Genomic DNA, 12,479 nt, shown 5'->3' on the forward strand with positions numbered 1-12,479 from the left:
TTATGTCGACGAGAGTTATCGGTGCCGCCAGCCTTGCCCGTGATCTGGGGAGTTGGCGCAGTGCGGACGAGAACGGCGAACCAGGGGAGCGCCGGTCGACGCGCCCGGCCTATCTGGCTCTCGCCGAAGGCATCCGCCTGCTCATCCACGACGGCCGCGCACCGCTCGGCGTCGCACTGCCCAGTGAGCGCGACCTCGCCACCACGCTCGGCGTCAGTCGCACGACCATCACCTCCACCTACAGCCTGCTGCGCGAACACGGCTACCTGATCAGTCGTCAGGGTTCGCGCAGTACCGTCGCCCTCCCGCGCGACGTGCAGCACGACGGCACCAAACCGGCACGCAGCATCGTGGCGATGATGGCGCAACCGGAACTGCCGACCATCGATATGACCTACGCCGCGATGGCCGCGCCCATGGAGATGCAGGAGGCATATTCCGTTGCGCTGCAAGGCCTTCCGGCCTACCTCGGCACGCACGGTATGGATCCGGTCGGTGTGCTCGCGCTGCGCGAGGCACTGGCCCGCCGCTACACCGAGCGCGGCTTGCCCACCGAACCGGATCAGATCCTGGTCACCCTGGGCGCCCAGCACGGCCTGCGCCTGCTGCTCAATGTGCTCACCGCGCCGGCGGCCCGGGTGCTCATCGACCACCCGACCTATCCGAATGCCATCGAGGCGATCCGCGATGTCGGCGCCCGCCCCGTGCCGGTGCCGTTGCGCCCCGAAACCCCGGAATCCGGCTGGGATCTCGACGGAATCCGCAGTGCCGCAAGGCAAACCGCGGCCACCCTGGCCTACCTGGTGCCGGACTTCAACAACCCGACCGGCCTGCTGCTCGACGCCGACGGCCGCGCCGAACTGACCGCCATCGCCCGCGAGACCCGGATGACCGTGGTGATCGACGAGTCGATGGTGGACCTCAGCCTGACCGACCGGACCGCGCCCCCGCCGGTCGCGGCCTTCGCCAAGGGCAGCGAGATCATCACCATCGGCTCGGCCTCGAAATCCTTCTGGGGTGGTCTGCGCGTCGGCTGGATCCGCACCAACCAGTCGCTGATCACCAAACTGCTCGGCATCCGCTCCACCGTCGACCTCGGCACGCCCGTCATGGACCAGTTGGCCACCATCCACCTGCTGGAGAATGCCGGCACCATCCTCACCCGCCGTCGCGATCAACTCCGTGCCCAGCGTGCGGCGCTGCTCGCCACGCTCGGCGAGGAGCTTCCGGACTGGCGCACGATCGTCGGCGACGGTGGCATGTCGGTCTGGGCGCAGCTACCGGCTCCGGTCTCGACGGCACTGGCCGCCACCGCCCCCAACCACGGTGTATTGCTCGCCGCCGGACCGAGATTCGGTGTTCAGGGCGCGTTCGAACGCTTCATCCGCCTGCCCTTCACCCACCCCGAACCCGAACTTCGTTTGGCGGTGAAGTCCATTGCCACCGCCTACGAAGCCCTCACCCCCCGCGCCGCCGACCCCCTCCAACCCCTCACCTGCTACTGACCGGGTAGTGCAATATCGAAGGTATGGATGTCATTTCGGGACCGCGTGTCCCCGATAGTGTCGACGGCTTCCGTGAGTTGGCGGGCGCGCGGTTGGGCGGATTTCCACGTACGGAGGTTGCCGACGCACCGGGTCTTCGCCGGGCGGCGGTGCTGCTGTGCGTGGTGGCAATAGACGGTCCGCCGTCGGTGATGGTCATCAAACGCGCGTATCGCGGGCGCAATGCCGGGCAATGGGCGCTGCCAGGTGGCCGGGTCGACGACGGGGAAACCGTTGAGCAGACGGCGATACGTGAATTGCACGAGGAACTCGGACTGACCGCGAGCCCGGCCGATCTGCTCGGCAGGCTCGACGACTTTCCCGCCGCATCGGGTTTCGTCATCACGCCGATCGTGGCCGCTCTCGCCGACGTGTCCGAGTTGCGGCCCAATCCAGACGAGGTCCACTCGGTCCATCAAGTGGATCTCGCCCGGCTGGCCGCCGACGATGTCCCGCATTGGGTGCATCCGAACGAGGCGGTGCGACAACAGGATCTGCGGCCCGATGCCCCCGCGGTCCCCAACGACGGCCCCGGTCTACTGCAGATGCGCCTCGCTGAGAACATGACCATCCACGCACCGACCGGTGCCATGCTCTGGCAGTTCCGTGAAGTCATCCTGCTCGGCCGAGACCCCGATGCCGCCCGGATCGCGCATTTCGCCCAGCCGACATGGACGCGGAACTAGCTCAGAAGGCCATAGTTATCGATCCACCCAAACGGATTCGATCGGCGTCGCCTCGCTGGGCGGCGGGGTGGGCGTACCGGCAGGGGTGCGCGAGAAGCGCGGAGCCGGCGCGTGTTGGACGACACCGTCGATCTCGATCAACCCGGTGCGCGCGGCAATGTGTGGATTCTGTTCTGCCTCGGTGAAAGTCAGCACCGGTGTCGTGCACGCGTCGGTGCCGTCGAAGATCGCGGCCCACTCGTCCCGTGTCTTGGTCTTGAACTTCTCCGTGAACAGCTTCTTCAGCTGATCCTGACCATTCGGATCGAGCTGCATCGGCAGGCCCTCGGGGTCGATTTCCAAGCCCTGCAACAGTTCCGCGTAGAACTGCGCCTCGATCGCCCCGACGGCCATGTACTTGCCGTCCGAGGTCTCGTACGTGTCGTAGAACGACATACCGGTATCGAGCAGATTGGTGCCGCGCTCGTCCGACCACATGCCCATGCCGCGCATGCCCCAGATCATGTGCGAAAGAGCAAGCGCCCCATCGATCATCGCCGAATCGATGACCTGCCCCTTACCGGAATTCTGCCGCTCCACAAGGGCCGCGAGAATGCCGAATACCAGGAACATCGAGCCGCCACCGAAGTCGCCGACCATATTCAGCGGCGGCACCGGCCGCTCGCCCTTGCGGCCGATGGCGTGCAGCACGCCGGTCAGCGAAATGTAGTTGATGTCGTGTCCGGCGCGTTCGGCCAGCGGACCGTCCTGACCCCAGCCGGTCATCCGGCCGTAGACCAACCGCGGATTGCGTGCGAGCACCGCATCCGGGCCGAGGCCCATGCGCTCGGTGACGCCGGGCCGGAAGCCCTCGATCAGCACATCGGCCTTCTCGGCGAGTGCGAGCACCTTCTCGATATCCGCCGGATCCTTCAGATTGGCCTCGACGATGGTGCGCCCGCGCCACTGCGGCCGCTCCATGAAGCCGGGCAGCATACCGGGCCGCTGTACCCGCACCACATCGGCGCCGAGGTCGGCCAGCAGCAGCGCTGCATGCGGACCGGGGCCGATGCCGGCCAGTTCGATGACCTTGATGCCCGCGAGCGGGCCCTGTGCGGCGGTGGATGGTGTGCTCACGCCTTACCTCGGTTCGTCGTTGATCCAGCGCTCCCGGTGCGACCCGAGGCTGTATTGACAGTATGACAATAACGCCGAAGCTATATGCGAGACGGGTTCGCGAGCCCCAGGGGGAGTTGAGTCGATGCAACATGAAATATCTACGGCGTCCACGAACTGCCGGTCATTTGGTGACCTTGCCTCGGAAGTCGCTCGAGTCCGTCGGGGGTGTACAGCCGTACCGCTCGAACGGCGGCGGCGACCGCTACCAGCGGAGGTATGCGGTGGCCGTATCCGCCGTCCGCCGACCATGCGAGGCCGAGCCCCGAAACCGGGGGCAACGGCCATACGGCGCGGCCGACGTGGAGCACCGCCCCGCAGTGCTGGAGGTACTCGATGGCCCGTTCGGCTTTGCTGATGCCGGTAACGAGCCGGATATGGCGCCCGACCGGACCACCGATGGCGATGGTGGGTCCCGACAGGCCGTTGTCCTGAAAGAACAACTCCACCCCGATTCGCAGCGGAGCGGGTAGCTCGATTCCGGCCCGCTCCGCTCCGAACGTCACCACGAGCGTGTCGTCGGCGTGGCTGATCGACCAGTCGAACCGGTTGGCCATGACGGCGGGTTCGGCGGCGGCCGTGGATGTCATCGGATTCGTCGGCGGCGCAATCAGTGTGTACTCCCTTTTTCGAGCATCGACAGTTGTTCGGGGAACGCACATATGCCCAAACGTCGTTGGTGGGATGCCATATCGTTACGCTGGCCGATCGGTTGGGGGAGGGCATCGGGCATTCATCTCGCCCAAGGTCTGCTATCCGGGGTCCAGGTTTTATTCGAGCCGATGTCGTGGACCGGAGGACCGTTTCGGTTGGGGTCTTCGAGATCGAGCAATACGCAGAAACGAACCAATCGTTCGGCTTGTAGCGAATGCATAGCTATCAGAAGATGGTTGGAGAAAATTTAATTAAGATCGATCCGGCAAATCTGTGAACTGGGTGTATCTCCCAGCTAGAGTCCATGGCTATGACCGATGTACAAGTAGACGGCGGGTATGCTTTTTCGCGGGATATGTGGGCAACTGAACGGTTATGGCTGTCACGGTCCGTGCGGACCATCCTCGTCGGACTCGCCGGCCAACTGAGCGGGCTCGGGCCACAGGCCTGGACTCGCTATGAAGACGGTGAGCTGGAATTCGTGCAGGCGCGTGAGTTCCAACTAGCCCTGTTGCGAGTGCACAGTGTGCTCGCGAACGAGATCGACGCCGGGATGTTGGAAGCTGCCGCCGCCGCCCTCGACCATACGGCGGGGCTGGGCGACGTCGCCTCCGTCACGGGCCTGGACCGGGCGCATACCTATCAGCGCTGGGGCACCCTCACCGCGGTCGGTGAACGTATTGCGCTCATCATCTCGCAGCCGTGGCCGGATGCCGGGCCGTCTGCCATCCGGTCTCCCGACGCGCTCTACGAGCGAGATCGGCGATGGTGGCGGGTGAGCAGCGCCGCGAGACGCAACGCCCATTACGCCATCGTTGTCGTCGACCGACTGGTCCAGCGGGTATACGCGATCGATCCGGACGGTTGGCAACCGGATTCCACCGAAACGCGGTGGGAATTCCGAGCACTCGGTTCCGAACCGCTATCGCAGAACCACGTGGACCGCGCATACCGGAAGGGCCACCTGCCGGTCCGATTGGGCGACCCGTATCCCGCCCGGCTCGATCGCGCGTGCGTCCCCAGCTACTTCTCGGATGGGCACGATGGCGACTGACGCGCCTACATCGATGCCATCCCCCGTTTCGAGCTGATCGAGGCTTTTCCCAACCTCTTCGGTACCGAACCCAATTGGCTCGGGACCGGAATGCCCTGCAATGAAACGACGATCGGGCTGCGCGGGCACGTCTCGCATGCCTGATCCATGAAATAGAGAAGGACATTTCGTGATCGAAACCTCGCGCATCGCGGCGATCGGTATCGCATGCGTTGCAGCAATCGTGCCGGTAACCGCCCACGCGGAAGCGTCCGCCGAACATGACATCGAGTACAAGGTCACCTCGGTGGAACGTGTCGTGACAACCACGCTATCGGGCGGGACCTTCGTACTCGACCACGAGCACAGCTCGTTCACGATTCGCGATGAGAGCGGCGCACCCGTGCTGGTCGTGCCAACGCGAATCACGGTGGGCGACAAGGTGCTCACAGTCGACTCCGCTCTCGGCAAAGACGCGAAGGAGCTGCGGTTGACGCCCGGTGAGCTGCGACCCGCCGCCACGCCGGTCGCATCGCCCGTCGAGAACCAGGCTGCGATGGCGGAGTTCTCGACCCGATTGGGGCTCGCCGCCACGCTCGGCACATTCGTCGGCACCGTGATCGGCCTGGTCGCCGGGGGCGTTACCGGCTGCATTGTGGGTTTGCCGCTGTTCGCGGTCGGCTGCATACCTGCCGCGATCGCCGGTGCGGGGATCGGCGGCATTCTGGGGACAATCGTTGCCGGGGGACCGGTCCTGATGCTTTCGGCCGTGGAGCTGATCGACACGCTCAACGCGCCCGACGGTACGACCAAGTGGGCGCAGAACTCTCTGAAACCTGCGAATTAGGTAATCAGAAATGCGGCGCGAAAGAGCGCGCCGCATCCCCGATCTCGGCGGCCGGCCGGAAACCACCCACCGGCCAGCCGACTCCACACCGGCGTCACCGACAGCACGGCCGCGTACCGTCTAGCTCAGCGCATGGTCCAGATCGCTCAGCAAATCCTCGACATCCTCCAGCCCAACCGAGATGCGGACGACACCGTCGGACAGGCCGATGGTGGCGCGGCCTTCGGGGCCCATGGCGCGGTGGGTTGTGGTGGCGGGGTGGGTGATGAGGGTTTTGGAATCGCCGAGGTTGTTGGAGACATCGATGATGCGCAGGCGGTTGAGGACCTCGAAGGCCCGCTTCTTGGCCTCGGCCTCCGGCGCGTTCAGTTCGAAGGTGACCACGGTGCCGCCGCCACTCATCTGGCTGGTCGCCAGGTCGTACTGCGGATGCGATTCCAGGTACGGATAGCGCACCCACGAGACGGATTTGTTGCCCTCGAGGAAGCGGGCGATGCGCAGCGCGGATTCGGTCGAGTGACGCACGCGCAGCGGCATCGTCTCCAAACCCTTGAGCAGAGTCCATGCGTTGAACGGGCTCAGCGCCGGACCGGTATGGCGCATAAGGTTTTTCACCGGACCATCGATGTAGTCCTCGGCGCCGAGGATCGCACCACCGAGCACCCGACCCTGACCATCGATGTGCTTGGTGCCCGAATACACCAGCACATCCGCACCGAGTTCGAAACCGCGCTGCAGCAGCGGCGTGGCGAAGACGTTGTCCAGCACCACTTTCGCGCCCGCGGCATGCGCGAGTTCGGTCACCCGGCGCACGTCGACCAGGGTCTGCATCGGATTGGCCGGTGTCTCGAAGAACACGGCCTGGGTCGGCACCGAAAGCGCCTGCTCCCACTGATCCAGATCATCGCCGTCGACGAAGACCGTCTCCACACCCCAGCGCGGCAGAATCTCGTTGCAGACCACGAAGCACGAGCCGAACAGGCTGCGCGCGGCGACAAGTCGATCGCCCGCCCCCAAAAGCGCACCGAGCGAGGTGAATACGGCCGACATGCCGCTCGCGGTAGCGAAACACGCTTCGGCGCCGTCGATCAGACGCAGCCGCTCCTCGAACATGGCGACCGTCGGGTTGCCGTAGCGGGAGTAGACGAAATGCTCGATATCGCCGGTGAACGCGGCCTCGGCCGCCTCGGCGCTCTCATAGACGAAACCGGAGGACAGGTACAGCGCCTCCGCGGTTTCCTCGAATCCCGAGCGACGCAGGCCACCTCGCACGCCGAGCGTCGCGGGACCGACGCCTTCGGGCAGCGGCTTGTCGAACGAACCGCCGGTGATCATGACTGCCGCCAGGGCAGGCCGATGGCGCGCCAGCCGGAGCCACCGCGATGTCCGAGCTCATCGATCGGGCCTTCGAAGCCCTCCAGCACATTGAACGACGGGGCGATGCCTGCCCCGGTCGCGGCGACCGCCGCACCGATGGAACGCTGTCCGGAGCGACAGAGGAAGACGACGGGCGCAGCCGGATCGCGCCCCGCCAGCGCCTTGGTCAGCTGCTCGACGAACTCACCGTTGCGGGCGCCGTTGCTGTCCACCCATTCGATCAGCACCGTCGGCCGTTCGATCGAGGTCGTATCCGGCACACCGACGAAACGCCATTCGGCCTCGGTGCGCACGTCTACCAAGACAGCTTCGGGGTTGTCCTGCAACAACTCCCACGCCTGCTGTGGGGTGATGTCACCGGCATATGTCATGCGATCCTCCTGTGAATCCACGCTTGCCGCACCTGGGTTTCGGTGCGCGGCCAGGTCGTCACCCGGAGCACCCCACCGCGGAGGAGGGTTGCCGACCAGCGAGCCGGGGCTTGGCGCTGGTACTCATGACCCGAAAATGAGATTGCCTGGGTAGGGGGCGCCATGTCAAACCCCAGTTCGCACCGCGCACAGGGAATCAACGGCAGACGATCCATCGGTCTTGCGAGCGGGTCAGATTCCAGGTTGCCGGGGTCTCCCGGCCCTCGACCGCGATGGTCACCGTCGCCTTGGCGTTATCGCCGTCGACCATCGCATTCTCAATCTTGGTGACCTTGATCGACTTTCCGGCCGCGGCCCCGCCGAACTGACCAGCGAGCGGCGTCTTGCTCTCGTCGAAGTCCGGACAGGCCACGCCCGGCGGCGGTGTGTTGTCGGTGGTGGCGCGGGCCTCCGCGTAGCGCTGCACCGCGGCCGCGATCTTGTCCGATTCTGTGACATTTTTCTCAGCGGGCGAAAGCACCGCACCGAGCACGATCGCGACCAGCACGACAGCGGCGAATACGGCCGCCGCGATGAACGGCGCGATGGAGCGACGATCGGTCTGATCGACCTCGATTACCGGTTCTTCATCGGTGCCCTGCTGCTCTGTCATGGGTCGATCATCCCTGGTGGACGGCGGTATCCGGCATTCGGCCCCGGAACCTGCGTCGCGCGGATTTGATAGATGTGCCCAGAGCGGGTAGTCACGGTAGGTGGGCCGGGCAGCGAACACCCGGTGTACGCACCGCCGCAGGGTGCGCGCTGTGCCACCGATAGAATCGCGGGATTGCGGCGCGGCTTCATAGCCGAGATGGCCGCCTGTTCGCATCAGCAGATGCGACCGAGAGGGTGCGTCAAGTTAGCCTAAGCTAAGACTGACGCCGTTAATTGTTTCGACCATAAGGGTGCGCGTAAAAGATGACCGAACAGAGTGCTGAGTCGACTAGCGGAGCGCACGGGCCCTCCGTTGTTACGCAAGCTGCCTCCTCCGGGCCTGACGCGCACACCGCGGGGCCTCGCCCGCTTCGCATCGCGATCGTGGGCGCGGGACCGGCCGGAATCTACGCCGCCGACGCGTTGATGAAGTCCGATGCCGAGGTGAGTATCGACCTGTACGAGCGCATGCCCGCGCCGTTCGGGTTGATCCGCTACGGCGTCGCGCCGGACCATCCGCGCATCAAGGGCATTATCACCGCCCTGCACAAGGTGCTGGACAAGCCGCAGGTCCGCCTGCTCGGCAATATCGACTACGGCACCGACATCACCCTCGACGATCTGCGCACGTTCTATGACGCGGTGATCTTCTCCACCGGCGCCAACGCCGACCGCGCGCTGCCCGTCCCCGGCATCGACCTGGACGGCAGCTACGGCGCCGCGGACTTCGTCTCCTGGTACGACGGCCATCCGGACGTGCCGCGCACCTGGCCGCTGGAGGCGGAGAAGGTCGCGGTCCTCGGTGTCGGCAATGTCGCACTCGACGTGGCGCGCGTGCTGGCAAAGACCGGCGACGAGCTGCTGCCGACCGAGATCCCGCCGAACGTCTACAGCGGTCTCCAGGCCAATAAGGCCGTCGAGGTGCACGTCTTCGGCCGCCGCGGCCCGGCGCAGGCCAAGTTCACCCCGCTCGAGCTGCGCGAACTCGACCATTCCCCGACCATCGAGGTCATCGTCGATCCCGAGGACATCGACTACGACGAGGGCTCCGAGGCCGCGCGCCGCCACTCCAAGCAGGTCGACATGATCGCCAACACCCTCGAGCAGTGGGCCATCCGCGATGTCGGCAACCGCCCGCACAAGCTGTTCCTGCACTTCTTCGAATCCCCGGCCGAAATCCTCGGCGAGGACGGCAAGGTCGCGGGCCTGCGCACCGAGCGCACCCAGCTCGACGGCACCGGCAATGTCAAGGGCACCGGCGTGTTCAAGGACTGGGACGTCCAGGCCGTCTACCGCGCCGTGGGCTATCTGTCGCAGAACCTGACCAACCTGCCGTTCGACGATCAGGCCGGTGTCGTTCCGAACGAGGCCGGACGCGTCCTGGTCGACGAGGACGCCGACGGTGCGGATCGCTATCTGCCCGCCACCTACGTCACCGGCTGGATCAAGCGCGGTCCGGTCGGCCTCATCGGCCACACCAAGGGCGATGCCAACGAGACCGTTGCCTGCCTGCTCGACGACAGCGTGAACTTCACCCCGGCCGCGAAGCCGGAACTGGATGCGGTCACCGAATTCCTCGAGAACAAGGGCATCCCGTTCACCACCTGGCAGGGCTGGTACCGCCTCGACGCGCACGAACGCGCCCTCGGCGAGCCGGAGGGCCGTGAGCGCGTCAAGGTCGTCGAGCGCGAGGACATGCTGCGCGCCAGCGAGCCGCACAAGGTCTAGTGCGAACGCCACAGGGGGTGACAGTCACCTCCTGTGGTTCTCGACAATCCGACACGGCTGCGGCAGCACAAAATCTGTCGGGTCTGCCGCAGCGGAAATTCCGTCTCTGAGGCATTCTGTACAAGTGTTCGATGCCCATCTCCACATCTTCGACCCGCGGTTCCCGCTGGCCGAGAACGAGGGCTACCTGCCCGACCCGTTCACCATCGCCGATTATCGAAAGCGTATGTCGCGCTTCGATGTCAGCGGCGGCGCCGTGGTCAGCGGATCCTTCCAAGGCACCGATCAGACCTATCTGAAAGCGGCGCTGGCCGAGCTCGGCGAAGGGTGGGTCGGCGTCACCGCGCTGGACCCCGACGCCACCGACGAAGAGATCAACGAACTCGACCGAATCGGTGTGCGTGCGCTGCGGTTCAACGTCAAGCGCGCGGCCCCGGATATCACCGCGATGACGCTGCAGGCGTTGCGCGCGCACGACCTCGTCGGCTGGCATGTCGAGGTGTATATCGACGGCAATATGCTCACCTCGATGCAGCCGGTGATCTCGAAGCTGCCGGTTTTCTCCATCGACCATCTCGGCATGTCCGAGGAGGGGCTGCCCTATCTGCTGGATCTGGTGGATCGCGGGGCGCGGGTGAAGGCGACCGGCTTCGGTCGGGTGCATATGAAGGTGGCCGATACGCTGCGCCGGATCCACGCGGTCAATCCCGAGGCGCTGATGTTCGGCACCGATCTGCCCGGCACCCGCGCGGGGCGACCGTTCCGGGATTCCGATGTCGATCTGATCTGCGATGTGGTGGGCACCGATATGTTCAAGGTGCTGGAAGACAACGCGCGCGTGTTCTATCGTCTGCCCGCCCGCGAACGGGCGATCCAGGCCGATCCGACGCCGACCCTGCCGATCCACCGCACCGAGCAGCCGACCCTGCCGCTGCGGCGCGATGAACTACCGAAACTCGAACCGGCCGATACGATTCCGTTCCCCGCCATCGAGTGAGTGCGACTCAGCTCACGATGGCACCGATGACCCATACCCCGGTCGCCAGCAGCGCACCGAAGAGTTCGACGAGCATCGACAGACCCACACCTTTGAGCGCGTGAACTGTTGCCTGCCAAGCGGGTTGGTTGTCGCGGAGTCGCTGCAGCTCCGAAAGATACACGCCCAGAACGAATCCCACGAACAATCCGACCACCGGGATGATGAAGAAGCCGACGATGCCGAAGATCGCGCCGATGAACAGGGCGCGATTGGATACGCCCGCATCCTTCATCTTCCGGCCCGGCCAGGTGTATTTGATGACGCCGGACAGCACCAGGAACGCTGTGCTGATTGCGAATACGGTCCACGCCGTCGCGCCCCCGGTCATGAACGCCCATGCGGCAATGGCGCCGAAGATCAAAATGGCTCCCGGCAGTATCGGGACGATGATCCCGACCAGCCCGACCAGAATTACCAGGCCGACAACGACCTCACCCCAAGCTGACATTGCCGGTCCCTCCGCTTTCCGCGTCTAGTCACGCTGCCAGGATTCTGGCCTATTCGCCGGGTCGGTGCACAGTGTCGATTCCCGGTGTGTGTGAGGCCGCTCACAGGTTGTCACAGCGCGAGCGGGCGGGTGCGTGTCAGTGGGTACGACGAACACGGTTCAACGCCGCGACCCCCGGTGAAATCGTAAATTCGCGGCCACCGATATGAACAATCACACCGGTCAGCTGACGGTCACCGAGGGCACCGACTCGATCCTCGAATTCGCGACTATCGACGCCGACGGGCCGACCGGGATCTTCATCGATCGCCTCGCCCCCGTCGGCTGGTGACTGGTGTGGTGGTGGCCTGTCCTCGGGACCGAGGCCAGGCCGCTCGCCGTTTCGCGGCTGTGCGGTGGGGGCATTATTACGCTTGGGGTATGCGAATTTCGGTTGCGGCGGATGAGCGGGTCGGGGTGGCCGAGGAGCTGGTGGTTGAGCTCGGGCGGCGGGGGTTCGAGACATTGGTGCATGGGGCGCTGGCGGATAGTGAGCGCAACGACTGGGCTTGGGCCAGTGAGGCGGCGGCGCGGGATGTGGCAGCGGGGCGGGCGGAGCAGGGGGTGGTGTGCTGTTGGACGGGGACCGGGGCTTCTATTGCCGCCAACAAGGTGGCGGGGATCCGGGCCGCGCTGTGTGGTGATGCGGTGACGGCGGCTGGTGCGCGGAAGTGGAATGACGCGAATGTGCTTGCGCTGAGCCTGCGTTCGACTTCCCGGGCCGAGCTGACGGAGATCCTGGATGCGTGGTTCGGCGGTGAACCGAGTGCTGATGTGCGGGACCACGCCAATATCGCGCATCTGGCGAAGATCGAACGCGGACACTGAGTTATTGACAGCATGCTGTCAAATATGACAGCATGCT

Annotated in this window: 14 protein-coding genes and 1 riboswitch; of the genes, 8 read left to right on the top strand and 6 right to left on the bottom strand. The window is 65.3% G+C overall.

Annotation, left to right across the window (positions count from 1 at the left end; translation table 11 throughout):
* The first annotated feature begins 2 nt into the window (after nucleotides 1–2).
* Together ACQPXH_RS03560 and ACQPXH_RS03565 are read left to right on the top strand one after the other, a co-directional pair.
* Nucleotides 3–1,505, top strand: a complete 1,503-nt coding sequence (locus ACQPXH_RS03560; protein WP_433600887.1) for a PLP-dependent aminotransferase family protein — start codon at nucleotides 3–5, stop codon at nucleotides 1,503–1,505.
* Between the two features lie 23 nt (nucleotides 1,506–1,528).
* Complete coding sequence (locus ACQPXH_RS03565; RefSeq protein WP_433600889.1) at nucleotides 1,529–2,230, top strand: NUDIX hydrolase; 702 nt, start codon at nucleotides 1,529–1,531, stop codon at nucleotides 2,228–2,230.
* Between the two features lie 15 nt (nucleotides 2,231–2,245).
* Here the strand turns inward: ACQPXH_RS03565 and ACQPXH_RS03570 are convergent, their stop codons facing one another.
* Nucleotides 2,246–3,346: a CaiB/BaiF CoA transferase family protein gene (locus ACQPXH_RS03570; RefSeq protein WP_433600890.1), complete on the bottom strand. Its 1,101-nt coding sequence runs from the start codon at nucleotides 3,344–3,346 to the stop codon at nucleotides 2,246–2,248.
* 140 nt (nucleotides 3,347–3,486) lie between these two features.
* The gene (locus tag ACQPXH_RS03575) at nucleotides 3,487–3,975 is read right to left on the bottom strand and encodes a hypothetical protein (RefSeq protein ID WP_433600891.1); all 489 of its coding nucleotides are present in this window, start codon (nucleotides 3,973–3,975) and stop codon (nucleotides 3,487–3,489) included.
* 374 nt (nucleotides 3,976–4,349) lie between these two features.
* Between ACQPXH_RS03575 and ACQPXH_RS03580 the strand changes: the two genes are divergently transcribed.
* Both ACQPXH_RS03580 and ACQPXH_RS03585 read left to right on the top strand, forming a co-directional pair.
* Nucleotides 4,350–5,093, top strand: a complete 744-nt coding sequence (locus ACQPXH_RS03580) for a hypothetical protein (protein ID WP_433600892.1) — start codon at nucleotides 4,350–4,352, stop codon at nucleotides 5,091–5,093.
* A 169-nt stretch (nucleotides 5,094–5,262) separates the two neighbouring features.
* Nucleotides 5,263–5,919 (top strand): hypothetical protein, encoded by a 657-nt coding sequence (locus ACQPXH_RS03585; protein ID WP_433600893.1) that lies wholly within the window; start codon nucleotides 5,263–5,265, stop codon nucleotides 5,917–5,919.
* A 120-nt stretch (nucleotides 5,920–6,039) separates the two neighbouring features.
* On the opposite strand, the gene ACQPXH_RS03590 is transcribed toward ACQPXH_RS03585, so the two are convergent.
* The 3 genes from ACQPXH_RS03590 to ACQPXH_RS03600 all read right to left on the bottom strand — a co-directional run bounded on the left by ACQPXH_RS03590 (nucleotide 6,040) and on the right by ACQPXH_RS03600 (nucleotide 8,319).
* Nucleotides 6,040–7,254, bottom strand: a complete 1,215-nt coding sequence (locus tag ACQPXH_RS03590; protein ID WP_433600894.1) for an O-succinylhomoserine sulfhydrylase — start codon at nucleotides 7,252–7,254, stop codon at nucleotides 6,040–6,042.
* Nucleotides 7,251–7,667, bottom strand: coding sequence for a rhodanese-like domain-containing protein (locus ACQPXH_RS03595; protein WP_433600895.1), 417 nt, complete (start codon nucleotides 7,665–7,667; stop codon nucleotides 7,251–7,253). Before ACQPXH_RS03595 ends, ACQPXH_RS03590 begins: the two co-directional genes overlap by 4 nt.
* A gap of 14 nt (nucleotides 7,668–7,681) precedes the next feature.
* Nucleotides 7,682–7,798, bottom strand: a riboswitch (SAM riboswitch).
* A 65-nt stretch (nucleotides 7,799–7,863) separates the two neighbouring features.
* Nucleotides 7,864–8,319 (bottom strand): Rv0361 family membrane protein, encoded by a 456-nt coding sequence (locus tag ACQPXH_RS03600; RefSeq protein WP_433600896.1) that lies wholly within the window; start codon nucleotides 8,317–8,319, stop codon nucleotides 7,864–7,866.
* Between the two features lie 305 nt (nucleotides 8,320–8,624).
* Between ACQPXH_RS03600 and ACQPXH_RS03605 the strand changes: the two genes are divergently transcribed.
* Both ACQPXH_RS03605 and ACQPXH_RS03610 read left to right on the top strand, forming a co-directional pair.
* Entirely contained in the window at nucleotides 8,625–10,088 is a 1,464-nt protein-coding gene (locus ACQPXH_RS03605; RefSeq protein WP_433600898.1) for an FAD-dependent oxidoreductase, read from the top strand.
* Between the two features lie 124 nt (nucleotides 10,089–10,212).
* Nucleotides 10,213–11,085, top strand: coding sequence for an amidohydrolase family protein (locus ACQPXH_RS03610; RefSeq protein ID WP_433600899.1), 873 nt, complete (start codon nucleotides 10,213–10,215; stop codon nucleotides 11,083–11,085).
* A 7-nt stretch (nucleotides 11,086–11,092) separates the two neighbouring features.
* On the opposite strand, the gene ACQPXH_RS03615 is transcribed toward ACQPXH_RS03610, so the two are convergent.
* A complete protein-coding gene (locus ACQPXH_RS03615) occupies nucleotides 11,093–11,575 on the bottom strand; it encodes a DUF456 domain-containing protein (protein WP_433600900.1) in 483 nt (160 codons plus the stop codon).
* Nucleotides 11,576–11,780: 205 nt separating this feature from the next.
* Here ACQPXH_RS03615 and ACQPXH_RS03620 point away from each other — a divergent pair, with 205 nt between their 5' ends.
* A complete protein-coding gene (locus ACQPXH_RS03620) occupies nucleotides 11,781–11,906 on the top strand; it encodes a hypothetical protein (protein ID WP_433600901.1) in 126 nt (41 codons plus the stop codon).
* Between the two features lie 89 nt (nucleotides 11,907–11,995).
* The gene (locus tag ACQPXH_RS03625) at nucleotides 11,996–12,442 is read left to right on the top strand and encodes an RpiB/LacA/LacB family sugar-phosphate isomerase (protein WP_433600902.1); all 447 of its coding nucleotides are present in this window, start codon (nucleotides 11,996–11,998) and stop codon (nucleotides 12,440–12,442) included.
* Nucleotides 12,443–12,479: the final 37 nt, after the last annotated feature.

Origin of the sequence: Nocardia sp. CA-135953 (genome assembly GCF_050955735.1) — a bacterium.
In the GTDB taxonomy this organism is placed as follows: Bacteria; Actinomycetota; Actinomycetes; order Mycobacteriales; family Mycobacteriaceae; genus Nocardia.

What these genes read in the sequence shown, in the direction of transcription:
- ACQPXH_RS03560 (WP_433600887.1), top strand. Translation starts at nt 3, where the DNA reads ATGTCGACGAGAGTTATCGGTGCCGCCAGCCTTGCCCGTGATCTGGGG.
- ACQPXH_RS03565 (WP_433600889.1), top strand. Translation starts at nt 1,529, where the DNA reads ATGGATGTCATTTCGGGACCGCGTGTCCCCGATAGTGTCGACGGCTTC.
- ACQPXH_RS03575 (WP_433600891.1), bottom strand. Translation starts at nt 3,975, where the DNA reads ATGACATCCACGGCCGCCGCCGAACCCGCCGTCATGGCCAACCGGTTC.
- ACQPXH_RS03580 (WP_433600892.1), top strand. Translation starts at nt 4,350, where the DNA reads ATGACCGATGTACAAGTAGACGGCGGGTATGCTTTTTCGCGGGATATG.
- ACQPXH_RS03590 (WP_433600894.1), bottom strand. Translation starts at nt 7,254, where the DNA reads ATGATCACCGGCGGTTCGTTCGACAAGCCGCTGCCCGAAGGCGTCGGT.
- ACQPXH_RS03595 (WP_433600895.1), bottom strand. Translation starts at nt 7,667, where the DNA reads ATGACATATGCCGGTGACATCACCCCACAGCAGGCGTGGGAGTTGTTG.
- ACQPXH_RS03600 (WP_433600896.1), bottom strand. Translation starts at nt 8,319, where the DNA reads ATGACAGAGCAGCAGGGCACCGATGAAGAACCGGTAATCGAGGTCGAT.
- ACQPXH_RS03605 (WP_433600898.1), top strand. Translation starts at nt 8,625, where the DNA reads ATGACCGAACAGAGTGCTGAGTCGACTAGCGGAGCGCACGGGCCCTCC.
- ACQPXH_RS03615 (WP_433600900.1), bottom strand. Translation starts at nt 11,575, where the DNA reads ATGTCAGCTTGGGGTGAGGTCGTTGTCGGCCTGGTAATTCTGGTCGGG.
- ACQPXH_RS03620 (WP_433600901.1), top strand. Translation starts at nt 11,781, where the DNA reads ATGAACAATCACACCGGTCAGCTGACGGTCACCGAGGGCACCGACTCG.
- ACQPXH_RS03625 (WP_433600902.1), top strand. Translation starts at nt 11,996, where the DNA reads ATGCGAATTTCGGTTGCGGCGGATGAGCGGGTCGGGGTGGCCGAGGAG.